The organism is Parafilimonas sp. (genome assembly GCF_051953455.1).
Classification (GTDB): Bacteria; Bacteroidota; Bacteroidia; order Chitinophagales; family Chitinophagaceae; genus Parafilimonas.
In genome coordinates this window covers 18,434-44,199 of sequence record NZ_JBQCIT010000057.1, presented here as the reverse complement: position 1 = coordinate 44,199, position 25,766 = coordinate 18,434, and the positions used below count along the sequence as shown (strand labels likewise).

Here is a 25,766-nt window from a genome sequence, read left to right as displayed (position 1 = left end):
GCAACTTTTGAAGCCTTACAGCAATGTGAGGCTTTTTTGTTTTAACGAAAACCAGCACGGGCAAAGAAATCCTCGCCTGGTTCAATTTTATATATTAATTGAGCCAGGCGGGGATAAATTATATGCTTTTGACTTAATTATTTCATCGCCTTCCAGGCATTGATCAAGCCATTGGTAGAAGAATCATGTGAAGTGATCTTATTATTATTTTCCAGTTCTGGTAACACTTTTGAAGCAAGCTGTTTGCCTAATTCAACACCCCACTGATCAAAACTGAAAATATTCCAGATAATACCCTGAACAAAAATCTTATGCTCATATAAAGCAATAAGATTGCCCAGGGTTTTAGGCGTTATCTCTTTTATTAAAAATGAATTGGTGGGTTTATTGCCTTTAAACACTTTAAAGGGAAGAAGCCTTTTTATCTCTTCAGGCGATTTGCCTTCTTTCGTTAATTCTTCCCGTACTTCTGCTTCATCTTTTCCTTTCATCAAGGCTTCTGTTTGCGCAAAAAAGTTACTTAACAATTTCACATGGTGATCGCCAACGGGATTGTGCGAAATAGCAGGTGCAATAAAATCGCAGGGTATTAACAATGTTCCCTGGTGTATAAGCTGGTAAAAGGCATGCTGCCCGTTGGTGCCGGGTTCTCCCCAAATTACAGGGCCTGTGGCGTAATTGGTTTCGCTGCCATTGCGGTTTACATACTTGCCGTTACTTTCCATATTGCCTTGCTGAAAATAAGCGGCAAACCGGTGCATATATTGATCGTAAGGCAGAATGGCTTCCGTTTGGGCTTTGAAAAAATTGGTGTACCATATACCAATCAATGCCATCAATACAGGTATATTTTTATCAAAGGCAGTTGTTTTAAAATGCACATCGGTTTCATAGCCGCCTTTTAAAAGTTCTTCAAAATTATTGTAGCCGATAGTTAGGGCAATGGATAAACCGATAGCGCTCCATAAGGAATACCTGCCGCCTACCCAATCCCAGAACTCGAACATATTGGCAGTATCAATACCAAATTTTTTTACCTCCTTTTCGTTGGTGCTTAAGGCTGCAAAATGTTTTGCAACATGCTGCTCATCTTTTGCAGATTGTAAAAACCATTCACGCGCTGTATGTGCATTCGTCATGGTTTCCTGCGTGGTGAATGTTTTGGAAGCAATTAAAAACAGCGTTTCTTCCGGCGTAATTTTTTTAAGTGTTTCAACTATATGTGTGCCATCAATATTGCTTACAAAATAGGGTTGGATGCCTTCAATCCAATAAGGTTTTAATGCTTCGGTAACCATTACAGGCCCAAGGTCGCTGCCGCCAATCCCAATGTTTACAATGTATTTTATTTTCTTGCCTGAATAGCCTTTCCATTCGCCACTGTGTATCTTTTCACAAAATGCTTTCATCTGTTGCTGTACACGCAGCACATCAGGCATCACGTCTTTGCCATCGCTTAAAACAGGTTCACCGCTAAAATTTCTTAATGCTGTATGCAGCACCGAGCGGTTCTCTGTTTCGTTTATCTTGTCGCCATTAAACATTTCGGTAATGGCTTCTGTTACTTTACAATCGTCTGCAAGCTGCAGCAATAATTGTAAAGTTTTCTGTACGATTATATTTTTAGAATAGTCGAATAAAATATCTCCAAATTTTATTGAGAATTTATTAAAGCGGTCTTCATCCTCAGCAAAAAGACGCTTCATAGTCATATTACGCATTTCTTCACTCTGGTGCTTGGTAAGTAACAGCCAGGCCTGCGTATTGGCCGGATTTATTTTCGGTAACATTTCGTGTTAATTTAATTTATCATTTAATTATAAATGGTTGATTATTTCAACCACTTCATCTATCATTGTTCGATTTATATCCAGGTGGGTAACCATCCTTACCTGCGTTTTTGAAATTGCAATAGCAAGTATATTATTTTTTTTAAAATGCGCCGATAATGTTTCTGCGGTATACCTGCCTTTCACTTCAAAAATTACGATGTTGGTTTCTACGGGAAATATTTCACTAACAAAATCTTTTTGCCGCAAAGCTTCCGCTATTTTTTGTGCATGCGTATGATCATCCTTTAATCTTTCAATATTATTTTCCAATGCATAAATACATGCTGCGGCAAGATAGCCTGCCTGGCGCATGCCGCCACCAAATACTTTTCTTACTCTTCTTGCTTTTGCAATAAAATTTTTTGTGCCAATGAGCAGGCTGCCAACAGGAGCGCCTAACCCTTTACTTATACAAATGGAAATACTGTCAAAAATTTCTCCATATTCTTTTGGCGAATTTTCTTTGGCAACAATTGCATTAAACAAACGGGCACCATCTAAGTGTAACATTAAATTATTGGCATCACATATTTTTCTTATGGCTTCAATATCTTCAAAGTTGTAGCAGCTTCCTCCGCCGCGGTTAGCTGTATTTTCAAGTGAAACAAGTTTTGTATAAGCCTTATGCAAATCGTTCCTGTTGTTAATGCAGCCTTCCACTTGTGCTGCTGTTATCCTGCCATAGTTGCCGTTAATTAAATTAACGGAACAGCCTGAATTAAATGCAATGCCACCACCTTCGTATTGATAAATGTGTGAAAGTTTATCGCAAATAATTTCATCACCGGGCTGCGTGTGGCATTTAATGGCGATTTGATTGGTCATGGTGCCGCTTGGACAAAAAACCGCAGCTTCCATATCAAACAAAGCGGCTGTTTTTATTTCAAGTTCATTAACGGTTGGGTCTTCGCCAAAAACATCGTCGCCAACTTTTGCATGCATCATAGCATCGAGCATTGCAGGTGTTGGTTTGGTTACGGTATCGCTTCTTAAATCTATCATCATCAGCGAAGATAATAGCAATACATTTTATTTAAAGCATATTTGATGCTGCATATAAACGTTGAATAACTATAGATTTATAAATTATTGCTAAAACATTATACGGTAAACTGTAATCAATATATGCGAATAATAATTTAAGTGAAGCGGAAATAAACATCTGTAAAAAACGCTTACTTTTGGCGCTTTGAGCAAGAGAATTAGACTACGAAAATTATTAATTAGAACAAACTGATTGCATTAATGTCAACGAAAGTTAACAAAATAGGCGTTTTAACATCAGGTGGGGATTCTCCGGGAATGAATGCAGCCATCAGGGCTGTAGTACGAACAGGAATTTATTATGGTCTTGAAGTTTTTGGCATCATGCGCGGGTATAGCGGCATAATAGAAGATGATATGTTTCAGATGTCTTCCCGCTCGGTCGCCAATATCATACAACGTGGCGGTACAATTTTGAAAACAGCCCGCTGCAAAGAGTTTTATAATGAAGAAGGCCGTAAAAAGGCCTTTGCTAATTTACAAAAAAGAGGTATCAATGGTTTAGTGGTAATAGGCGGTGATGGCAGCTTTACAGGCGCTTATAAACTAAGCAAAGAATTTGGTATTCCCTGTATTGGCATTCCCGGCACCATTGATAAAGATCTATATGGCACTGACTTTACATTAGGTTTTGATACGGCAGCCAATACTGCGGTTCAGTCTATTGATAAAATCCGTGATACGGCAGACTCCCACGACCGGCTTTTTATTGTGGAAGTAATGGGAAGGCATGCAGGTTATATTGCGTTGCATAGCGGTATTGCTACCGGCGCTGAACACATATTAATGCCGGAAGTAAATACCACAATTGAAGAAATAATTTCGTCCCTGTCTGAACAGGAAAAAAGAAAAAAGCTTGTTAATCTTGTTATCGTTGCTGAAGGTTATATGCCCGATCCTTCCAATCCTAAAATAAAAGGCGCAAACGAAGTAGCGCGTCTTTTGGAAGAAAGATTAAAGGGCCTTGAAATAAGGGTAACAATATTAGGTCATATTCAAAGAGGCGGCCCTCCATCCTGCATTGACAGGCTGATTGCAAGCCGTATGGGTTATCATGCTGTAGAAAGCCTGCTGGAAGGGAGGTACAATGTTATGGTTGGTATCCTGAATAATAATATGCACTATACTCCACTCGAGATTGCTATTCGTGAAAAACAGAAAATGGGCGAGGACTGGCTTGATATTGTAAAGATACTGGCAAGCTGATTTTTGCTATATGAACATAAACTACCGAAATTTATATGTCAGATAACATAACAAAATACCTGCATAAAGAAATGGATCGCCAGGCAGGTATAGAACATACGTTTCACCGTACTAAAATAGTGGCAACCATAGGCCCTGCCTGCGATACATACGAGAAAATGCTTGAGCTTGCAAAAGCCGGTGTTAACGTTTTCCGTTTAAATTTTTCGCATGGCACACAGGAAGATAAGGCAAGAATACTCGGCCTTATTGAAAGAATGAATGAAGAAGAGCCTTTTAATATATCTTCCCTCGCCGATTTACAGGGACCTAAATTAAGAGTGGGTGAAATTCAAAATGGTTTACTTGAAATTAATAACGGTGATATTTTAACCTTTACTTCCAAAGAGAAAGTAATTGGTACTAAAGAAAAGATTTATGTATCCTATCCCAATCTTCATGAAGATGTAAAGGTGGGCGACAAAATTTTAATTGATGACGGTAAACTGGAAGTGGTTGTAATTGAAATTACGCCTGAAGATGATGTAAAAGTTGCCGTTAGTTATGGCGGTATTTTAATGCCGAAGAAAGGTGTAAACCTTCCCGATACAGATATTTCATTGCCGGCTTTAACGGAAAAAGATATTTCTGACCTTGAATTTATTTTGCAACATAATGTTGACTGGATTGCACTGTCTTTTGTGCGCAAGGCAGAGGATATTATTGACCTGAAAAAAAGGATTGCAGAGAAAAACTCAAGCAGTAAGGTGATTGCAAAAATCGAAATGCCTTCGGCTTTAAAAGACCTGCGTAATATTATTCTTGAATCGGATGCTGTAATGGTGGCACGTGGTGATCTTGGCGTGGAATTACCGGTTGAAAAAGTGCCGATGGCCCAGCGGGATATTATTCGCAAATGTATTCATCGTGGTAAGCCTGTAATTGTAGCCACGCAGATGATGGAAAGCATGATCGATCGCATTAAACCCAACAGGAGCGAGATTACCGATGTGGCCAATGCAGTACTTGAAGGTGCCGATGCCGTAATGCTTAGCGCTGAAACTGCAACCGGCAAACACCCTGCATTGGTGGTTGAAACCATGCGCCGCATTATTCTTGAAGTTGAAAAAACAGAATACCGTTATAACAGGGAAGAAGATTTAAAACCCTTGTCGCATTCACCTACTTTTTTAAGCGATGCTATTTGCTACAATGCCTGTAAAATAGCGAAAGATGCTAATGCCGATGCCTTGATTGGTATGACACAAAGCGGCTACACGGCATTTACATTAAGCAGTTACCGGCCCAAAAGCCCTTTATACATTTTTACCAAAGTAAAAAGCCTGGTTAACCAGTTAAGCTTAAGTTGGGGCGTACGCGCTTTTTATTATGATGAAGAAATAAGTCTTGACGATATTATTTTTGACCAGATAAATATTTTAAAAGAACGGGGCTTTATAAAAACAGACGATGTGGTCATTAATACAGGCAGCACGCCGATTAACCTGCATCTGCCGACAAACGTCTTAAAAATTACAAAAATCGAATAAAATCATCCCCCCAACCAGCGGGGGATTTTTATTTTAATATTATGCATACGATTGCTTTACGCATCATTTGCAAACATTTCTTTTCTTTACGTTGCTTTAGTTACCAGCTTTTTATTACTATTAAATTGACTAATATAATGAGTAAATTCCTGAGTTTAGTTTTCTCTTTTTTAATGATTGCCTCACTTGCCCAATCACAAACATTAAATATTATTCCGGCGCCCGTAAAGGCTGAAGCAAAGCAGGGTACATTTTCAATTACACCTAAAACAAGCATTGTGGTAACATCTGCAGCCGCTGATAAAAGCGCTGCTTTTTTTAATGATTACCTGGAAAAGTTTTACGGATTTAAATTAAATGTTTCAAAAAAGAAAACAACAGGTGCAATTGAACTTGTGCTTGCTCCTGGCAAACAAAATGCTACCCCGGGCGGGTATAGCATAAATGTAAACGCAAATAATATTGCCATTAACAGTAATAATGAAGAGGGTATTTTTTACGGCATTCAAACATTAATACAATTATTACCGCCTGAAAAATCAAATAACCTTGCTGTTCAGCAATGCAGTATTGAAGATGCGCCACGATTTGCTTACCGTGGTATGATGCTGGATTGCGGCCGCCATTTTTTCCCTGTAGATTTTGTAAAGCAATTTATAGATTTTCTTGCCTTGCATAAGCTTAATACATTTCACTGGCATTTAACGGAAGACCAGGGCTGGCGCATTGAAATAAAAAAATACCCAAAGCTTACTGAAGTAGGCGCATACAGAAACGGTACCATCATTGGCCACCATCCCGGCACCGGTAATGATAATACAAGGTATGGCGGTTATTATACACAGGAGCAGGTAAAAGATATTGTAAAATATGCGGCAGACAGGTACATCACCGTTATTCCCGAAATTGAAATGCCGGGCCACGCCTCTGCAGCCATTGCTGCCTATCCGCAGTTAAGCTGTTTTCCTAACGAAAACACGCCCATAGCAAAAGGTGTGAAATGGAGCGGCGATTCAACCGGAAAATATGTTCAGCAAAGCTGGGGTGTTTATCCTGATGTATTTGCGCCAACAGATTACACATTTAAATTTCTGGAAGATGTACTGGATGAAGTAATAGCTTTATTTCCTTCAAAATATATTCATATTGGCGGCGATGAATGTCCTAAAATTTATTGGAAGCGTTCTGCGTTCTGCCAAAATCTTATTAAAGAAAAAGGGTTAAAAGATGAACATGGTTTGCAGAGCTATTTCATCAGCACAATTGAAAAATATTTAAACAGCAAAGGCCGCCAGATTATTGGCTGGGATGAAATTCTTGAAGGCGGTCTTGCACCTAATGCTACCGTAATGAGCTGGCGCGGGGAAGCCGGCGGTATTGAAGCGGCCAAACAGCATCATAGTGTTATTATGACGCCAACCACTTATTTTTATTTTGACTATGCGCAGTCAAAGCATGAAGACAGCCTTGTTATCGGCGGCTACCTTCCGCTTGAATCAGTATATAATTATGAGCCTTTCACACCAAAGCTTACGCCGGAAGAACAGTTGTATATAAAGGGTGTTCAGGCAAATGTTTGGACGGAATATATGGACAATGGGAAAAAGGTTGAATACATGGTTTTTCCACGCATGGAAGCTTTAAGTGAAATTGCCTGGAGCAGTAAAGACAAAAAGAACTGGCAGGATTTTCAGCAGCGTCTTCAAAGCCAGTATAAGCGATACGACTTTTGGAATGTTAGCTACAATACAAAGGGCATAAATAAGGAATAATCAGGCCTTGTTTAAAACACTTAATAAAACATAAACTATAATTATAAAATCATGGTAGATTCTTTTGAAAAAATTCCGGTTGAAATTTTTCCAACATCCAGCGAAGGCTCTCACTATGCAGCCGGTGAAATTGCAAAGCTTATCAGGCAAAAACAAGAAACGAACAAACCTTGTGTTTTAGGGCTCGCTACCGGTTCCACACCTATCAGCATGTATAAAGAGCTTGTGCGCATGCATAAAGAAGAAGGCCTGAGTTTTAAGAATGTTATCACCTTTAACCTTGATGAATATTTTCCCATTTCCAAAACGGCTTTTCAAAGCTATTGGAGCTTTATGCACAGGCATTTGTTCGACCACATTGATATTAAGCCGGAGAACATTCATATACCTAATGGAGAATTATCAAAAGAAGAAGCCAAAAAGCATTGCATAGAATATGAGCAAATGATTGATGAGGCCGGTGGTATTGACCTCCAGGTTTTAGGCATAGGTAATAATGGCCACATCGGTTTCAATGAACCCGGTTCAAGCATCTTTTCAAAAACACATATCACCAACCTTGACAATAGCACACGTGTAGCCAATGCAAGGGAATTTCAGAATATATCCAAGGTTCCGCGCCTGGCACTTACAATGGGTATAAGCACCATAATGAAAGCCAAAAGGGTTTTGCTGATGGCATGGGGTTTTAAAGCGCCCATTATTGCAAAAGCCGTTGAAGGAAACGTAACCGAGCAGGTGCCCGCCAGCATTTTGCAGCAGCATAATAACTGTACTTTTATTTTGGATGAACAGGCTGCATCAGAACTTGCACGTTTTAAATCACCGTGGCTTACGGGCGAAATTGAGTGGACGCCGAAAATAATAAAACGGGCGGTGGTAAACCTTGCCTTAAAACTGAATAAACCGGTTTTAAGTTTAACCACGCTCGATTATAATGAAAATGGTTTGGGCGATTTATTGGTAGAAAAAGGTGATGCTTACGAAATAAACCTGCAGGTTTATTATTTGCTGCGCGATAGTATTACCGGCTGGCCCGGCGGAAAACCGAATGTGGATTTGCCCACGCATCCTGAGCGCAGCGAGCCTTATCCAAAACGCGTAATTATATTTTCGCCGCACCCCGATGATGATATTATAAGCATGGGCGGTACGTTCATGCGCCTGCACGACCAGGGCCATGATGTGCATGTAGCCTACCAAACCAGTGGCAACATTGCAGTAACGGATGAATTTGTAACCCGCTTTTTAGATTTCGCCGTTGGCTTCCAGGACCTTTTTGATATGGATAATAAGAAGAGCATGAAAATACTGGAAGATGCTCAAAATTATCTTGCTTCTAAAAAAACCGGCGGTATTGATACACCTGAAATACGCGCTATTAAAGGATTGATAAGGCGTTGTGAAGCAAAAGCCACCTGTAAATATGTGGGTTTAACAGAAGGCCACTGGCATTTTCAAAACCTGCCATTTTATGAAACAGGCACCATAGAAAAAAAGCCGATGGGCGAAGAAGATGTAAAACTTACCATGCAGCTATTACGTGAAATAAAGCCGCACCAGGTATATGCCGCCGGCGATTTGGCTGATCCGCATGGTACCCATAAAGTTTGTCTCGATATAGTGTTTGAAAGCTTAAGAAGAATTAAAGCCGAAGGCGATGAATGGATAGACGATTGCTGGCTTTGGCTGTATAAAGGCGCATGGCAGGAATGGGATATTGCCGATATTGAAATGGCCATACCGATGAGCCCCGACCAGGTTGTGAAAAAACGCTTTGGTATTTTTATTCACCAGAGCCAGAAAGATGCAGTGCCTTTCCAGGGAACTGATACCCGTGAATTCTGGCAGCGCGCTGAAGACCGCAATGCCAATACGGCCAGCCTGTATTCTGAATTAGGCCTTACAAAATATGCAGCCATGGAAGCATTTGTAAGATGGATGTATTAAATAACTGATATGCATATAAAAGGTGCGGCTTACAATTATTGCCGCACCTTTTTTGTTATGTTTTTATGTCGGCTACGGCAGTATGTTTTAAGTATGTTACAAAAAGACATAAACGTTTGCAATAAGTGTTTCTTTAAATTTATATTGCTGAATTAAAAAAATGCCTTGATTTTTGCAGCCACATGCATCAGCAGGCCGGAGCCGGCATACCATTCAACAGCCGAAGTGTTGCGACGCAAGGGACGATGCCACAAAACTGGTAGCTCGTCACCCAAAAAATTATTATTAAATGAGCGAACTAAAAGTTTATAATTCACTTACAAGAGAAAAAGAAGTTTTTACGCCCATAACACAGGGCCATGTGGGTTTATATGTGTGCGGGCCAACGGTAAGTGGTGAAAGTCATTTGGGCCATGCAAGGCCATACGTAACATTTGATATTGTTTTCAGGTGGCTTACGCATTTGGGTTATAAAGTTCGCTATGTGCGCAACATTACCGATGCCGGCCATTTTGAAGAAGAAGGACGTGCTGCAGAAGATAAGATTTCCAAAAAAGCGGTGCTGGAGAAGCTGGAGCCAATGGAACTGGTGCAGAAATATACCAACCTGTACCATTGGGGTATGAAACAACTGAATAACCTCGACCCAAGTATAGAACCCACAGCAACAGGGCACATTATTGAACAAATAGGCATGATTGAGAAAATTATTGCTGATGGCTATGCTTACGTGGTAAATGGTTCTGTTTATTTTGATGTAGAAAAGTATAATAAAGATTACAGCAAAAAAGGCGAGCCTTACGGTATATTGAGTGGCCGTGTGCTGGATGATATGATTGCCACTACCCGCGAGTTAGATAACCAGGAAGAAAAACGCAATACCAACGATTTTGCCTTATGGAAGAATGCGCCGCCTGAGCACATCATGCGCTGGCACAGTCCCTGGGGCGAAGGGTTTCCCGGCTGGCATATTGAATGTTCTGCCATGAGCACAAAATATTTAGGCGGTCAGTTTGACATCCATGGCGGTGGTATGGATTTGCTGTTTCCGCACCATGAATGTGAAATTGCGCAAAGCAATGTATGCAACGGCCACATTCCTGCCCGTTACTGGATTCATAATAACATGATTACCATCAACGGTAAAAAAATGGGCAAGAGCTATAACAATGTTATTACGCTCACGCAGTTATTCAGCGGCGATAACCCTGTACTGGAGCAGGCCTATCATCCCATGGTTATACGATTTTTTATTCTGCAAACGCACTACCGTTCCACGCTTGATTTCAGCAACGAAGCTTTACAGGCATCGGAAAAAGGATTGAAGCGTTTGTGGGAAGCGTATGATAACCTTAAAAAACTTTCATCTGCTAACGGCACTGCAAACATAAACGGCGAAATTGATGAACGCTGCACCCGGCTGCTGGGCGAAATGGATGATTTTATGAATGATGATTTCAGCACCGCTAAAGTGCTGGCAAATATGTTTGAATTAGTGCCCGTTATTAACGGTTTGAAAGATAAACACCTTGCTGCGGATGCTATTAACGCATCCACCATTCAATTGCTGCAGGAAAAAATGAAACTATACATTGAAGATATTCTTGGCCTGAACGTGCAGGTTGGTTCAGACAATAATAAGTTAGATGGCCTTATTCATGTGCTCATCAATATGCGAAAAGATGCAAGGGCCAAAAAAGATTATGCCACCAGCGACAGGATACGCAATGAACTGCTTACACTCGGCATACAGTTGAAAGATGAGAAAGATGGGAATATGAGTTACAGCCTTTCTTAAGCCTATCCCTAAATCTTGCCAAAAGGAAAAGGACTTAATAGTCTCTGAATTTTCATGCATTTCTATTAACGTTAGAAAGAAATGTAAGTTAAAATCTATATGAGCAATACAAGTTTTTTGGAAGGTGAAAGCCCTTCTCCCGGGGAAGGGTTTGGGATGGGTTGCCGTTCTTCCATGTTAGCGCAGCTTGATGAAAATAAAACATGGGATGTAGTTGTTATTGGGGGTGGCGCAACAGGCCTGGGCGTTGCAGTAGATGCTGTAACCCGCGGGCTTTCAACACTGCTTATTGAAGCGGATGATTTTGCCAAAGGCACTTCAAGCCGCTCTACTAAACTGGTGCATGGCGGCGTACGCTACCTGGAACAGGGCAATCTGAAATTAGTGCGCGAAGCTTTGCGGGAGCGGGGATGGCTGCTTAAAAATGCACCTAATTCTACACAAAGACTTGGATTTGTTATTCCGGCTTTTTCACTGGTGCAGAAAATTTATTTTGGAACCGGCCTGAAATTTTATGATGTGCTGGCAGGTAAATTAAGCCTGGGCAAAACGAAAATTTTAAAAAAGAAAACAACCATTGATTTTTTACCCGGTATCAACCAAAACAATTTATCCGGTGGCATTGTTTATTACGATGGGCAGTTTGATGATGCAAGGCTTGCTATCTCACTTGCTAAAACAGCCGTTAAGCATGGCGCTGTTTTAATTAATTATTGCGAAGCCATATCGTTATTAAAAACAGAAGTGCCTGCCGGCAAACAGCCAAAGGTTTGCGGCGTTGTAGCGGAGGACGTTCTTACCAATAAAACCTTCGAAATAAAAAGCAAAACGGTTATTAATGCTACCGGTGTTTTTGCTGATGATATTTTGCAGATGGATAATAAAAATGCAGAAGATATTATAACACCATCACAAGGTATTCACCTGGTAATTGATAAAAAATTTTTCCCGGGCAATCATGCTATGATGATACCCAAAACAGATGATAGGAGAGTTTTGTTTGCAGTGCCCTGGCATAATAAAGTTATACTGGGCACCACGGACACCGAAGTGAAAAATATCAGCGACGACCCGGCGCCATTGCAGGAAGAAATTGATTATATTTTAAAACATATCAACCGGTACCTCAGCACCAATATTACATTGAATGACGTAACCAGTATGTATGCAGGTTTGCGCCCGCTCGTAAAAACAAAAGGCGTTACCAATACATCTTTATTAAGCAGGGACCATATAATAATCGTATCGCATTCAAATCTTATTACCATAACCGGCGGCAAATGGACAACCTATAGAAAGATGGCTGAAGATGCCGTTAACAATGCAGTATTTGTTGGCAAAATAAAATGCGGAGCGTGTATAACGCATAACCTGCCGATAGAAGACAATGCACCGGCCAACCCGGATTATGATGACAGCATTGAAAACATTTATTCCTTAAACAATATCCTCGGTTTTATTGAAAATGAAATGGCTGTTTGCGTTGAAGACATACTGGCGCGCCGAACACGGTTATTATTTCTTGATGCCCGCAAAGCCATACAGGCTGCGCCTTTGGTAGCTAAACGAGTGGCTGCTGTTTTACATAAAGATGAAGCATGGATACAAAGCGAGGTTGAAAGCTTTACAGCTTTCGCTAAACAATATTTGCCCGCCGCAAAATTGAATTGAGCATAAGAAAAAGAAGACAGCTTTGTGTTTGGCTACAAATACGCAGGTTTATGCGTGCATCTGTGGCTGATAATCTGGTTTAATTGTGGATGGTTCTCTCTGAATTTTAATTCCCGCTAATACAAATCATCAAGCTTCATGCGCAGGTATTTAAGAACGCTGCGGTGTGTGCTGAATAGTGAAATGCTAATGCCGATTATTATTAAACCGCCAAATAAAGTAATCATCAGGCCGGTATTATGAATGGCTTTTAATTGGGGAAACTGGCTTTCGGCCCATTGCATTAAACTGAATAAAATAATGATTGCTATAACGGCGCTGATTAAACCGTTTATAATGGCACGTATATTCATTGGCCTTGCAATAAAGCTCCGGGTTGCGCCCACCATCTGCATGGTTTTAATTAAGAAGCGGTTACTGAACATGGCAAGGCGTATAGTAGTATCAATACTTATTATTACTATTACGCAGAGCACTATAGTTACTACCAGGAATATTACGCCAAGTTTTGATGCGCGTTCGTTCAGGTTGTTTACGAGGCCGGAAGGATATTGAAGATCGGTGATCTGGTTACTGTACAGGCGCATGATGTCGTTAGAAATTTTATCAAGACTGTCTTTATTTACATAAGCGGCCCTTGCATAAAAATCAATACTTTCAGGCAAAGGGTTTACATCAAGAATTTTATTCCAGTCTTCATTATTGTCTTTATTCCATATTTCTTTCGCTTTCTCTTTATTTACATATTCAACGTTTTTAGCGTAAGGCTGGCCGGAAATATATTGCTGTATCTGCGTAATGCTGTCTTTGTTCATGGTGCGCAGATAGGCGCTTATGCGAATGTCTTCTTTAAATGCATTGCCTGCCTGGGCAAGGTTTAAAAACATCCAGCCCATTATACCAAGGATCAACAGAACTAATGCAACGCCAACAATGCTGTAAATATAATTAGGCTTGCTGCGCCTTAAAGATTTGCTTTTAACTGCCATAGTGCAAAACGCTTTTACAATACCGGCAAATTTATAAGATTAAGCCGCTTTTGATGAAAGAATAATTTGGTTTTCAAGTAACGAAATAAATCTTGTAATTATTATAACAATTCTGTTTATATACGCTAAAGAAATGCTGCTGTTGGTATAACTATATTGTTATAGCTGTTAAAACATAACCAGGTTTAATTCCCGGCCAAGCCAAAATTGTTGCAAAAAATCTCATGAACAATCGTTAGTGTTTATACATTCGTGTTCATGAATATAAATCGGCAATATGCCACGCTGGATGAGTTTACCATTAAGCAATACAGGAGCATACCTAACGCCACGGGCGAGCTCAGCGCCTTATTAAGAGATATTGGCCTCGCCGCCAAACGCATTAATGTGGAAGTTAATAAAGCCGGCCTTGTAGATATTTTGGGTGATGCAGGCTCTGTAAATGTGCAGGGCGAAGAAGTAAAGAAGCTCGACATTTTTTCCAATACTCAACTCATTGGTGTTTTAAAACACGGTATTAGCTGCGCCGGCATTGCCAGTGAAGAAATGGATGATATCGTTGTGTTTAATGATGAAATAAGCAACGATAGCAAATACGTGGTAATGTTCGATCCGCTGGATGGCAGCGCCAATATTGATACCAATACTTCTATCGGCACCATATTCGGTGTTTATCGCCGCGTAACTGAATTGGGCACACCATGCAATATCAACGATTTTCTGCAGGCCGGTTTAAGGCAGGTTGCAGCCGGTTATATTATTTATGGTTCATCCACTATTTTGGTATATGCTACGCGCAGGGGCGTAAATGGTTTTACGCTCGATCCTTCCATCGGCGAGTTTTGCTTAAGCCATCCTGATATAAAGGTTCCGGAAGATGGAAAAATTTATTCTGTAAACCACGCTAACTTCTTTTTACTTAGCAGGGGCATGCAGGAATATATTACCAATTGCCAGCATAAAAACGAAACAAACGGCGGGCCTTATACAAACCGTTATATCGGCAGCATGGTGGCTGATGTGCACCGCACTTTAATCAAAGGCGGCATTTTTATTTATCCCGGCACCCAACAAAAACCTGCGGGTAAGTTAAGGCTGATGTATGAATGCAATCCCTGCGCATTTATTATGGATGTGGCAGGTGGAAAATCAAGCAACGGCAGTATGCGCATATTAGATATTCAGCCAACAAAACTGCATGAAAGAACGCCGTTTATAACAGGCAGTAAAAATATGGTGCAGGAATGCCTGGATTATTGTAATGGTATTTTAAAACTCTAAAAAAATTTCGTGAAATCTCTTCTTTGTGTTGAACCGGGTTTGATAAAATTTTCAGATGAAACTATAACTGCCTTACAACCCGGTTATGCTTTATTAAAAGTAAAACGTATTGGTATTTGCGGCACCGATCTGCATGCATTTGAAGGCACACAGCCTTATTTTAAATACCCGCGCATTTTAGGCCACGAGTTATCGGCGGTTGTGGAAGAAGTGGATCCCGCTTCCGGTTTTGCAAAGGGTGAAGCCGTTACCATTATTCCTTATTTTAATTGCGGACATTGCATTGCCTGCAGGCGAAATAAACCTAACTGCTGTGTAAACATTCATGTATTTGGCGTGCACATTGATGGCGGCATGCGCGAATACATTCTCGTGCCGCAGGATAAGCTGGTAAAAAGCGGAGGGCTAGGTTTTGATGAACTGGCTTTGATTGAACCTTTGTCCATAGGCGCCCATGCCGTAAACCGCGCTGCTATTGAACCGGGCGAATTTGTATTGGTTGTTGGCACCGGGCCGATTGGCATGGGCATTATAGAATTTGCACGTATTGCTGGTGCTGAAGTTATTGCCATGGATATGAATGATGACAGGCTGCAGTTCTGCAGGGATTATCTTCATGTAAAATATACCATTAATCCTTTGAAAGAAGATGCGGTGGCAAGCCTGCGGCAAATTACCAATAACGATATGGCCACTGTTGTATTTGATGCCACCGGCAATTTAAAAGCCATCAATAACGGCATCAATTATTTGGCACATGGCGGCAGGTATATTTTAGTGGGATTGCAGAAAGAAGATTTTCATTTCAATCATCCTGAATTTCATAAACGCGAAAGCAGTTTAATGAGCAGCCGCAATGCCTTAAGAACGGATTTTGAAAATGTAATTAGTGCACTAAGAACAAAATTGATCAACCCAAAAACTTATATCACCCACCGCATAAATTTTGATGCCGTAAACAGTGAAGCATTTAGATATTGGTTAAACCCGGAGCATAAAGTGATAAAGGCAATGATAAGTATTGATTGATGCACGCGGTCAGACGCTTCAAAGCGTCAGACCGATTGTAACCTCTGCCTATAACCATCATTATAAGCACCCACTTACTCAAAATTGCCCACTCACTATTTACTTATATCATTCCTGTTCCCCATCGCGGATGATCAATGGTTCATTGCCGGGCAATATATCATACCCTTCTTCCAGAATATCATTTATATCAATTATGCCGGAGGCTATAAAAGATACTATGTCTTTATTCAGCAAATTTTTATGGGTAAAGAATAAGCCATGCGGCGCATTGGGATAAACCTTATACAACGAGTTCTTAATTAGTTTGGCCGCCATGTCGCCAGATGCTTTTATCGGTACTGTTTTATCGGCATCGCCATGAATAATCAGTGTGGGCACATTAATAGCCGGCAACTCACTTCTGAAATCAGTTTGGGAGAAAGATCCGGCGCAACTGAGCATGGCTTTTTGAGAAGCGGTAAAGGCAAGCGAATTTGTCCATTCCAGGATGCCAGCACTTACCGGATGGCTTAAAAAACCAACTCCATAAAATTGTTTGGCAAACCCGGCGAGAAAACCCGGCCGGTCTTTTCTTATCTTCTCATCAAATTCCTCAAATACTTCCAGCGGTGTTCCATCCGGGTTATCATCTGTTTGCAGCATATAAGGCACAATGGAACTGATTAAAATTATGCGGTTTACCCTGGCAGCGTTGTATTTGGTGCAATAGCGCACCACTTCGCCACCGCCCATTGAAAAGCCAACGAGTGTTATATTATTCACATCAAGAGTATCCAGCAGGTTTTTAAGATCTTCTGCCAGCGTATCATAATCATAATGATTGAGCGACTGGTCTGACTTGCCAAATCCCCGCCTGTCATAAGCAATGCATCGGAAACCGAGCTCACGCAAAGGCGTTAGCTGGTACTCCCACATTTGATGCGTTAACGGCCAGCCGCCAACAAATACAATGGTGTCACCGGTTCCAAGATCTTCATAAAATAGCTGAAGTTCTTCATGGCCCGTTTTGCTTTTAAAATATGGCATAGGTAAATTTCTTTATGAGGTTTTAAAATAAAACAACTGATGGCGTGCAGGCCGCCTGTTTAAATTTCTGCGGGTTCATTTTCCTCTTTGCCTTTAAAATCTCCCCTAAAACTCAATAAACTCCCCTTTTTTCCGTAATAATTCCCTCTTTTTCTCAATGAATTCCTCCTTTTCCCGGAATAATTTCCCCCTTTTCTCAATAAACTACCCCTTTTTTGAATTAATTCACCCCTTTTTTGAGTAATTCTCTTCCTTTTTCCGCCAAATCTTCCGGTAATCTCGGGCTATTCATCCTGTCTTCTTCCCTGAGCGTTGTACGTATCAGCAACCTTAAATTCTGATCGTATGTAAAATATTTATACAACCAGTTTATAAATATCTGCATCTTATTCTTCACGCCTAATATCAGCATCAGGTGAAGGCTCATCCATATAAGCCAGGCAATCCATCCGCCAAAATGTAATTTAGGTTTGGGAATGTCGACTACAGCAAGGTTTCTGCCCACAGTAGCCATTGTGCCTTTATCGTGGTATTCAAATTCCTGTTGCAAATGCTTATTGCCATTAACCTGGTGTATTAAATTGCCGGCCAGGTTCTTTCCCTGGTTTATGGCCACGTTGGCTAATTGCGGATGCCCGTGCGGATATTTAGGCGTTTCCATATAAGCTATATCGCCAATGGCATAAATATTTTCTGTGTCATCAACTTTATTATGGCGGTCAACTTTTATGCGATTGCCTTTTACAATAAGCGAGGCGTCAATACCGGCGGGCACATTGCCTTTTACACCGGCGGCCCATAATAAGGTTTTGGTCTTTATAGTTTCACCGTTTGATAAAACGGCCGTAGTGCCATTATAATCTTTTACAACCGTATTGGTTTTTACGGTTACGCCCAGCGCTGTTAAATATTTCTGGCTTTGTTTGCTGCTTTGTTCGCTCATTACCGCCAGTGTTTTGGGGCTGCCTTCAACCAGTATAATTTTCATCTCCGAAAAATCGAGTTCAGGATAATCTTTCGGTAAAATATACTTGCGCATTTCTGCAATGGCGCCACTAAGTTCAACGCCTGTGGGCCCGCCACCAACTATTACAAATGTCATGTATTGCGCCCGTTCCTGCTTATCCGTTACGAGCAAAGCATCTTCAAAGTTTTTAATTACATGATTGCGTAATTGCAGCGCTTCCAGGGTGGACTTCATGGGCAGCGCATTTTTCTCCAGCTTTTCATTACCAAAGAAATTGGTGGTAGCGCCGGTGGCCAGTACCAGCACATCATATTCAAACTCGCCTATATCCGTTACTATTTTATTTTCTGCCTGTTTTATTTCAAGCAATGAGGTTAAACGAAAATGCACATTCCTGGCTTTCTGGAAAATTTTGCGCAATGGAAAGGATATGTTGCTGGCATCAAGCCCGGCGGTGGCTACCTGGTAAAAAAGCGGTTGAAACTGGTGATAATTATTCCTGTCGATAATTAATACCTCTATATCTTTTTTATTTACAAGGCTGCGGGCAAGTTTTAAACCTGCGAATCCGCTGCCAATAATAATTACACGCATAACTATATTTTAGTTTACTTAGAATGTTAACGAATAATGCGTAAACTCAAAATATGCATTATTTTTTATCAGCCTGTTTTACGTCAATTTCCATGCTTGAATTTATTTTAAGACATAATGGCTTTGTATCTTTCACGCAAAACTACATCATGTTAAAAAGAAGACGCCTGCTGCAAATGGGCGCTTTAGGCCTGAGCGTTTCAGTAGCGCCAAAACTGCTTGCCGCCAATAGCCGCATGGCTTTTGTAAAAAATGTAAATGCTAAAAAACCATTGGTAATATCCACCTGGGATGCAGGTATAAGTGCCAATAAAGCAGCCTGGGAAATATTGAAAAAGAATGGTCGTGCACTGGATGCCGTTGAAGCAGGCGTAATGGTTACAGAAGCAGAATTGCATAACTGCTGTGTGGGATTAAATGCCTATCCCGATCGTGATGGCCACGTAACCCTGGATGCATCTATTATGGATGAATATGGCAATGCCGGCAGTGTTTGTTTCCTGGAAAGAATAAAACATCCCATATCCGTTGCAAGGCGGGTTATGGAAAAAACGCCCCATGTAATGCTCGCCGGCAGCGGTGCGCAGCAGTTTGCTGTGGAGCAGGGTTTTCCGCTGGAACCGGATAAACTGAGTGAGGATGCGCAGAAAGCTTATAAAGAATGGCTTAAAAAATCTGAATACAAGCCCGTAATCAATATAGAACATACAAGAGGAGAAAGTGCTTTTACCGCGCCGCCCATGCGTTTAAGCAATGGTGCTTTTAATCATGATACAATCGGCATGATTGCCATTGATGCGCAGGGAAATGTAAGCGGCAGTTGCACTACCAGCGGCATGGCTTTTAAAATGCGGGGCCGTGTGGGCGATTCGCCAATTATTGGGGCTGGTTTATTTGTTGATAACGAAGTGGGTGCTGCTGTTTCCACAGGCCTCGGCGAAGAAGTAATAAAAACCTGCGGCACACACATGGTTGTGGAAGCCATGCGGCATGGCGCATCGCCTGAAGACGCCTGCAAACTCACGGTAGAGCGCATTGTAAGAAGGCATACGCAGGAAGAATTAAAAAATATACAGGTGGCATTTATTGCCATTGATAAACAAGGAAACTACGGTGGATATGCTATCCAGAAAGGGTTTAATTATGCCGTTTGTTATGCTGATGATTATAATAAGCTGGCTGATTCAAAGTTTTTAATGTAGCCATGAAGTTAAGTTTTATCAACAGCCTTCAATACTTCCCTTCAGGGGATGGAGGTTTTACACTTGAAATTGCCGTATTTAATATTCAATCTGCGTTGCTTGCAGAGAAAGCCGGGGCCAACAGGATCGAGTTATGCGAAAATCCTGTTGATGGCGGTACAACACCCTCTTATGGAACTTTGAAAACAGTAAGGGAGAAAATATCCATTCCCGTTTTCCCGATTATCCGTTGCAGGGGCGGAGATTTTTTTTATACGGATGATGAGTTTGCCGTGATGCAGAAAGATGTTTTGTTATGCAAAGATTTAGGCTTTGATGGTGTTGTGGTTGGTATGTTGAACAGAAATGCAGGCGTAGATAAAGAGAGAACAAAGCGTTTGGTTGAATTAGCTTATCCGCTTGATGTTACTTTTCACCGTGCATTTGACAGGGCGAAAAATCCATTGCAATCACTCGAGGATATTATTGAATGCGGCTGCCAGCGCATACTTACCAGCGGGCAGGTGCCCAATGCTTTTGATGGAAAGGAACTGTTAAAACAACTAATTGAACAGGCGGATGAAAGGATTATCATTATGCCCGGAAGCGGCGTAAGAAGCAACAATATAAAACAGCTTGCAGCTTATACGGGTGCTAAAGAACTGCATTCATCGGCGAGAAAAAATATTGCTTCTCAAATGGAGTTTGTGAATGCCGGGATGGAAGAAACCTTGTATAATATTTCTGTTGATGAAGATGAGGTGCGGAAGATGAAGCTGGAATTGGGGATTGGTGAAGGAGGTTGAGCGGTTGAATAGTTGATAAGCTGATTGGTTGAAAGGTGAGGAAACCGGAAGTATAATTGGGATTTGATAATTTGTAATTGAGATGAACATCCGTGCAGAATTATTGAAAGAATTCATACCAGGGTTTTAAAGATTAGCACCTGTGCCGCTTCATCACCGGGATATTTTAAAAAGCAAATCAAATACCGAAACTTCGCAAGGTGAATTAATGAATAATTATTCTGAATTGATTGAATCACCTCCAACACTGGTGGCTATAAAAGCATTTTCAGTAACTGCTTTATAAGCCTCAATCCTGCCTGCCTTCAGATGCAAGCATTATCAGTTCGGAAACCTTGTTGGCCTGGGAAATATAAATGGAATGGCTTCCCCCATCAATTTCTACCGTTTTGCTCTTTGCTCTTTTCGCATAAAACCGCTCGAGGTCGGGATTGATTATGCGGTCGGATTTTGCCACCATATACCAGCTTGGCTTGCTTTTCCAGGCCGGATTGTGCACTGTGGCCTGGAACACTTTATCGGCTGTTGGCATTTGTGAAGCCGCCATAAAGCGTGCCTGTTCGGCTGGAAGGTCGCCGGCAAAATCATCAGGAAATTTTTCAGGGTCTATATAATCCAGGCCATCGCTTCCTTTAATCAGCGATTGATAAGCCGAAGGATAAGTCTTCACCAGGTCGGCTCTGTGCTCACCGTCTTGCGGTGCATGAGCCGCTATATACACCAGGCCGGTAACCCTGGCATTATTGCCCGCCTGTGTAATAACCACGCCTGCATAGCTATGCCCAACGAGAATGCATGGGCCATCCTGCTGGTCAATGATCCGGTTTACTTCGGCCACATCCTCGTCAAAATCCTGAAGTTTATGTTGGGTAACCGAAACTTTGTAGCCGTGCTGTGTAAGCAACTCATACACGCCCTGCCATCCCGATCCATCTACGAAAGCCCCGTGAACAAGTACCACATTTTTAACGGTGTCTTTCTGTGCAGGCGCATTGCTGCCAATAAAGCAAAAGGCAAAAAGCAGTAATGCTGATTGTAACCCAGGCCTTATATTCATGCTGAAAAAATTAGAGATTTAAAGATAATGGATTTCAATGGGCCGCGTATTACAATTTCAATGTGTGCTGTTTGTTTTTCTGAACTCCAGGGGATTCATTCCTTTATCTTTTTAAACACACGGTTCAGGTGACTTTTGCGGTGAAACCATATTCGTAAGCAATTCTATTTATCGGGCATATAGCTGTGCAATAACCTTGTTTTTATGAATGTTAATTTGTAGCGGCAGTATAGCTTTGCCAGGTTTGAAATGCTTAATCAATACTGCCTTTATAATGTTATTGACTGCATTACAGAGGCAACACTATCGGAAAAAGCAATGAGCTACTTGCAGGTACATGGTTAGGGGGTATTATTACAGTTTTAAACAGAAGATAAGCCATCTTCCTTAAAAAGTTCTTCTATCGAAATTTCTAATGCATCACAAATTTTAAACAGCGTAAGAATGGTAGGATTGCCTTGCCCCGATTCAAGCCTTGACATATTTGCTTTTTCAATTTCGCACATCAGTGCCAGTTCATTTTGAGATATATTCTTTTTTGTACGGATTTCTTTAATTCTTGCACCCAATTTACTAAGTCTGTGTGGCATAGTTTAAAATCAATTATCTTAAAGATAGGCTTAAGGTTAGCCGTCATACATAATACTGGTCGTTTCACTGTATGAATCCTCTTATTTAAAATGAAATTATTCGGTTAATTCACGACTGCTTTCTATTGAACCTGCAGATAAATTATTGCTGTTGCCCATACCGTCTTTATTTAACAAAACCTGTAGCTGTTCTTTTAACGTACGTATGGATAAACGTTTTTCCTTTAACTCATTAAATCCTGCACAATGTTTCACCGCAATGGTATAACGCTCTTCTTCCTGTGCAATTTGTGTTTGTATATCCCTTATTTGTTTTTGCAATGGCGCATTATCCATGAGCGGTAATTAACAGATACAACAGTGTTTTATTGCTACAAGACTTATGCTAAAATCGTTGTAACAGGCATTTAGGCAAAAAAAGGATATTCTTTATAAATCCAGTTAGTATAAAAACCAACGCAGGAAGTTTTTTGAAAGATATCTTTTGCAGCACTTCTCCCAAATCAAAGGCCTGCTGTCAACTCCCGCAAAGAATGCTGCAGTAGAAGTGAATTAACACATCAGGAGATAAGGTTGAATGTTGAACGTATTATCCCTGGCAGGATGGTGGCATACACATAACGTTTAATATTGTAAACATCAGCAGCGCATGAACATTTTGCCGAGCCCGGAGCATTGCAGCCAACAATATATTACAACTTCTTTAAAAACTCATTCTTAAAAACCCTTCCAATAGGTAAGGTGGTATTTCCGATGGTCACTTCATCAGATGTATGCTGTATTATACCGGATAAGGCAACGATAAACGACTTATGAATTCGCGCAAACTTATTTTCAGGCAGCCTTTGCTCCATATAACTTAAACGTTCACTTGCCACCAGCATTTTACTATGCGTATGTACCTTTACATAATCCTTTAAGCCTTCGATGTACAAAATGTCTTTTAAAAAGATTTTCGTTTGCCGGTTACCTGTTTTAAGAAATATATAAGCTGTATTAAAATCATCAACCGTATGTAAGTTACCCGCTATGTTTTTATGATAATGATTCAACTTAGAGATGGCCCGCATAAACCTTTCCTGCGTTATTGGCTTTACCAGGTAATCCAATGCATCTGCTTCAAACGCTTCCGCCGCATATTCCCGGTAAGCTGTGGTAAAAATAATTTTAGGTGCTGTGCGCAACGACTGTATAAATTTCAACCCAGATATTTTGGGCATTTGTATATCGAGAAATATCAAATCAATGGTATGCTGTTGCATCCAGTTGAATGCATCCACTGCACTCTCAAAAGATGCCATCAGCTTAACATCTTTCAACCCTGAAAGATAATGTTGAATTAATTTTCTTGCCGGCTGCTCATCATCAACAATAATGCATGTTATCATTATAACATTTCAAGTTTTAATATTACAAGATACGAATGCGGTTCCTCCAGCACCTTAAATTCATGGCGGCCGGGATAAATCAATTCAAGCCGCCTGCGCACATTGGCAAGTCCCAGCCCGCCTTTACCCGTTTGCATAAGGTTTGCTTGTTTTTCAACACTGTTTTCAATTTTAACTAAAAGCTTAGTGCCTTGTTTTGAAATATCTGCTCTTAACCACGATGGCCCTGTTGAATCGGCAATGCCATGTTTAAAAGCGTTTTCAATTAAAGGCAGCAATAACAACGGTGCAATGGTAACCTCACTGATATCATCATACACATTAACGGCGATGTCTGCTTTTGCTCCATACCGGTTTCGTTGCAGTTCAAGATAACTTTTAATATAAGCAAGCTCACCTGCTAACGGAACAAAATTCTGTTTGGCATCATATAAATTATAGTGTAAGAACGATGATAAATGTGCAATCAGCCTGGCAGATTCAGGACTTGTTTTTAATGCCGTTGAATAGATATTATTGAGTGTATTAAAAATAAAATGCGGCTGCACCTGCAATTTTAATAACTCGAGTTCTGCTGTTGTTTTTTGCTGTATCAAATCTATAACCTGCTGCCTTTGTTTATACCAGTGCTGAACAAAATAAAACAATGAATAAAACCCAACAATAAGGTAAACGTTTACCAGTTCAACAATTAATTTTCCAAAAGAAAAGAAAGGCAAACCTAAAGCAAAAGGAAAAAAATGCGGATAGAAGAAATAGTAGTTTATGCATCTTCGTACAAGCAAAAACACAAGCGTAACCAACACCTGGATTAACCAAAATTTCCATGCCGGCCACGAATCATAATACCGCTTCACTAATACATGAATGGTGATATAGGAAACAGCAAATGATACGGGAAGCGCCAGGCAGGCGTTAATAAAATAACTGCCGTAATTACCGGAAAGTGCAGCAAGGCCAAGCCATTCATATAAAAAATAGAGCAGCCAGAAAACCACATTAAACAGTAAAGAAATTTTTTTTTGTTGCATCGCTGGTGCATGAAGTAACTTAAATTAAAGCGTGTTGCATAAACATGCTGCTTCCATTTGCTTTTATTAGACCAACTGCAATTATATCCGTCCAACTGCATTTGCCGGAATTATCCGTCGCTTGCCGAAAAACACTGCAAAAGTAGTTAACCTAAAATAGTTTTGAACTTTCTTTTATTCGTCATCAAAATTATTACCATGAACTTGTATGCAGCAACAGGCCGTATATTTTTAGGAATATGCCTCACCGGAATTGGTGTTTTACATTTCTTTTTCCCGGGCATCAGGCCCATTATATTGCCCAATTCAACAGCAATAACCCCATCACTGTATTGGATAGTTTATGCGACTGGGATTGTATTAACGGGCAGTGGTATTTTTATTATTATCAATAAAAAAACAGCAACCATCTCACTCATTATGGCAGCCGTTTTTTTTATATTGTTTTTTGTTGGCCATTTGCCTGCATTTTTATCTGTGCAAGGTTTGGAAAAACTGAAATACTGGACGAACCTGAATAAAGTGCTTGCGCTCTCCGGCGGCTTTTTAATATTAAGTTTCATATATGTAAGAGAAGACGGCAACATAAAACCAATTGCTTTCTTTAAGGTAATATCTGTAATTGGCAGATGTTTCTTTGCCTTAATGCTGTTATTGTTTGGCATCGGGCATTTAACCAGTACTGCTTCCCTAAGCACTTTGGTTCCGCCTTATATTCCGTTTGGCAGGTTCTGGACGTTTGCCGGTGGTATTATATTAGTGGGTTCAGCTATCAGTTTCTTTATAAATTTTAAAGTACGTATAAGCGCTTTCATTCTTGCAGGCACGTTATTTACCTGGTTAATAACACTGCACCTGTATTATGCATTATTTTTCCCGGCATGGCAGGAAGGAGAAAACTTTATCGGCTCACTTACCTGTATGGCTTTTTGCGGAATTGCGTTGCTGATAGCGCAAAATTCTTCAGCATACAAAAGCATTCCGCAACCTACATAGCAGTGGCTTAATAAATGAAGAAATAT

General features: G+C 40.5%; 21 protein-coding genes. 11 read left to right on the top strand and 10 right to left on the bottom strand.

The features are described from left to right. Positions 1 to 137 precede the first annotated feature (137 nt). A complete protein-coding gene (gene pgi, locus ACTHN6_RS20415) occupies positions 138 to 1,790 on the bottom strand; it encodes a glucose-6-phosphate isomerase (RefSeq protein WP_440437631.1) in 1,653 nt (550 codons plus the stop codon). A 27-nt stretch (positions 1,791 to 1,817) separates the two neighbouring features. Continuing rightward, positions 1,818 to 2,837, bottom strand: coding sequence for a low-specificity L-threonine aldolase (gene ltaE, locus ACTHN6_RS20410; protein WP_440437630.1), 1,020 nt, complete (start codon positions 2,835 to 2,837; stop codon positions 1,818 to 1,820). Positions 2,838 to 3,077: 240 nt separating this feature from the next. On the opposite strand from ltaE, the gene pfkA reads away from it, so the two are divergent. The 6 genes from pfkA (at position 3,078) to ACTHN6_RS20380 (ending at position 12,802) form a co-directional block, all read left to right on the top strand. Further along, complete coding sequence (gene pfkA / locus ACTHN6_RS20405; protein WP_090656413.1) at positions 3,078 to 4,082, top strand: 6-phosphofructokinase; 1,005 nt, start codon at positions 3,078 to 3,080, stop codon at positions 4,080 to 4,082. 35 nt (positions 4,083 to 4,117) lie between these two features. Beyond that, entirely contained in the window at positions 4,118 to 5,611 is a 1,494-nt protein-coding gene (pyk, locus tag ACTHN6_RS20400) for a pyruvate kinase (RefSeq protein WP_440437629.1), read from the top strand. 137 nt (positions 5,612 to 5,748) lie between these two features. Beyond that, positions 5,749 to 7,383, top strand: coding sequence for a beta-N-acetylhexosaminidase (locus ACTHN6_RS20395; RefSeq protein WP_440437628.1), 1,635 nt, complete (start codon positions 5,749 to 5,751; stop codon positions 7,381 to 7,383). A 51-nt stretch (positions 7,384 to 7,434) separates the two neighbouring features. Beyond that, positions 7,435 to 9,333, top strand: a complete 1,899-nt coding sequence (gene nagB / locus ACTHN6_RS20390) for a glucosamine-6-phosphate deaminase (protein WP_440437627.1) — start codon at positions 7,435 to 7,437, stop codon at positions 9,331 to 9,333. A 289-nt stretch (positions 9,334 to 9,622) separates the two neighbouring features. Continuing rightward, complete coding sequence (gene cysS, locus ACTHN6_RS20385) at positions 9,623 to 11,131, top strand: cysteine--tRNA ligase (protein WP_440437626.1); 1,509 nt, start codon at positions 9,623 to 9,625, stop codon at positions 11,129 to 11,131. Positions 11,132 to 11,230: 99 nt separating this feature from the next. Beyond that, complete coding sequence (locus ACTHN6_RS20380) at positions 11,231 to 12,802, top strand: FAD-dependent oxidoreductase (RefSeq protein WP_440437625.1); 1,572 nt, start codon at positions 11,231 to 11,233, stop codon at positions 12,800 to 12,802. Positions 12,803 to 12,918: 116 nt separating this feature from the next. On the opposite strand, the gene ACTHN6_RS20375 is transcribed toward ACTHN6_RS20380, so the two are convergent. Beyond that, positions 12,919 to 13,791: a cell division protein FtsX gene (locus ACTHN6_RS20375; RefSeq protein ID WP_440437624.1), complete on the bottom strand. Its 873-nt coding sequence runs from the start codon at positions 13,789 to 13,791 to the stop codon at positions 12,919 to 12,921. 258 nt (positions 13,792 to 14,049) lie between these two features. On the opposite strand from ACTHN6_RS20375, the gene fbp reads away from it, so the two are divergent. Both fbp and ACTHN6_RS20365 read left to right on the top strand, forming a co-directional pair. Further along, positions 14,050 to 15,072 (top strand): class 1 fructose-bisphosphatase, encoded by a 1,023-nt coding sequence (gene fbp, locus ACTHN6_RS20370; protein ID WP_440437623.1) that lies wholly within the window; start codon positions 14,050 to 14,052, stop codon positions 15,070 to 15,072. 9 nt (positions 15,073 to 15,081) lie between these two features. Beyond that, a complete protein-coding gene (locus tag ACTHN6_RS20365; protein WP_440437622.1) occupies positions 15,082 to 16,101 on the top strand; it encodes a zinc-binding alcohol dehydrogenase family protein in 1,020 nt (339 codons plus the stop codon). A 108-nt stretch (positions 16,102 to 16,209) separates the two neighbouring features. On the opposite strand, the gene ACTHN6_RS20360 is transcribed toward ACTHN6_RS20365, so the two are convergent. Next, positions 16,210 to 17,130 carry an alpha/beta fold hydrolase gene (locus ACTHN6_RS20360; RefSeq protein WP_440437621.1) on the bottom strand — a complete coding sequence of 307 codons (921 nt, stop codon included), beginning with the start codon at positions 17,128 to 17,130 and terminating at the stop codon, positions 16,210 to 16,212. Between the two features lie 220 nt (positions 17,131 to 17,350). Beyond that, the gene (locus ACTHN6_RS20355; protein WP_440437620.1) at positions 17,351 to 18,691 is read right to left on the bottom strand and encodes an NAD(P)/FAD-dependent oxidoreductase; all 1,341 of its coding nucleotides are present in this window, start codon (positions 18,689 to 18,691) and stop codon (positions 17,351 to 17,353) included. Between the two features lie 149 nt (positions 18,692 to 18,840). Here ACTHN6_RS20355 and ACTHN6_RS20350 point away from each other — a divergent pair, with 149 nt between their 5' ends. Both ACTHN6_RS20350 and ACTHN6_RS20345 read left to right on the top strand, forming a co-directional pair. Further along, positions 18,841 to 19,893 carry a N(4)-(beta-N-acetylglucosaminyl)-L-asparaginase gene (locus ACTHN6_RS20350; protein ID WP_440437619.1) on the top strand — a complete coding sequence of 351 codons (1,053 nt, stop codon included), beginning with the start codon at positions 18,841 to 18,843 and terminating at the stop codon, positions 19,891 to 19,893. 2 nt (positions 19,894 to 19,895) lie between these two features. Further along, complete coding sequence (locus ACTHN6_RS20345; RefSeq protein WP_440437618.1) at positions 19,896 to 20,678, top strand: copper homeostasis protein CutC; 783 nt, start codon at positions 19,896 to 19,898, stop codon at positions 20,676 to 20,678. A 289-nt stretch (positions 20,679 to 20,967) separates the two neighbouring features. On the opposite strand, the gene ACTHN6_RS20340 is transcribed toward ACTHN6_RS20345, so the two are convergent. The 5 genes from ACTHN6_RS20340 to ACTHN6_RS20320 all read right to left on the bottom strand — a co-directional run bounded on the left by ACTHN6_RS20340 (position 20,968) and on the right by ACTHN6_RS20320 (position 24,744). Continuing rightward, the gene (locus ACTHN6_RS20340; RefSeq protein ID WP_440437617.1) at positions 20,968 to 21,735 is read right to left on the bottom strand and encodes an alpha/beta hydrolase; all 768 of its coding nucleotides are present in this window, start codon (positions 21,733 to 21,735) and stop codon (positions 20,968 to 20,970) included. 362 nt (positions 21,736 to 22,097) lie between these two features. After that, positions 22,098 to 22,325, bottom strand: a complete 228-nt coding sequence (locus ACTHN6_RS20335; RefSeq protein ID WP_090660228.1) for a helix-turn-helix domain-containing protein — start codon at positions 22,323 to 22,325, stop codon at positions 22,098 to 22,100. A 96-nt stretch (positions 22,326 to 22,421) separates the two neighbouring features. Then, a complete protein-coding gene (locus ACTHN6_RS20330) occupies positions 22,422 to 22,661 on the bottom strand; it encodes a hypothetical protein (protein WP_440437616.1) in 240 nt (79 codons plus the stop codon). A 356-nt stretch (positions 22,662 to 23,017) separates the two neighbouring features. After that, on the bottom strand, positions 23,018 to 23,713 hold the full coding sequence (locus ACTHN6_RS20325) for a LytR/AlgR family response regulator transcription factor (protein ID WP_440437615.1): 696 nt from the start codon (positions 23,711 to 23,713) through the stop codon (positions 23,018 to 23,020). Beyond that, entirely contained in the window at positions 23,713 to 24,744 is a 1,032-nt protein-coding gene (locus ACTHN6_RS20320; protein ID WP_440437614.1) for a sensor histidine kinase, read from the bottom strand. Before ACTHN6_RS20320 ends, ACTHN6_RS20325 begins: the two co-directional genes overlap by 1 nt. A gap of 198 nt (positions 24,745 to 24,942) precedes the next feature. On the opposite strand from ACTHN6_RS20320, the gene ACTHN6_RS20315 reads away from it, so the two are divergent. Further along, positions 24,943 to 25,740 (top strand): hypothetical protein, encoded by a 798-nt coding sequence (locus ACTHN6_RS20315; protein WP_440437613.1) that lies wholly within the window; start codon positions 24,943 to 24,945, stop codon positions 25,738 to 25,740. Positions 25,741 to 25,766 lie beyond the last annotated feature (26 nt).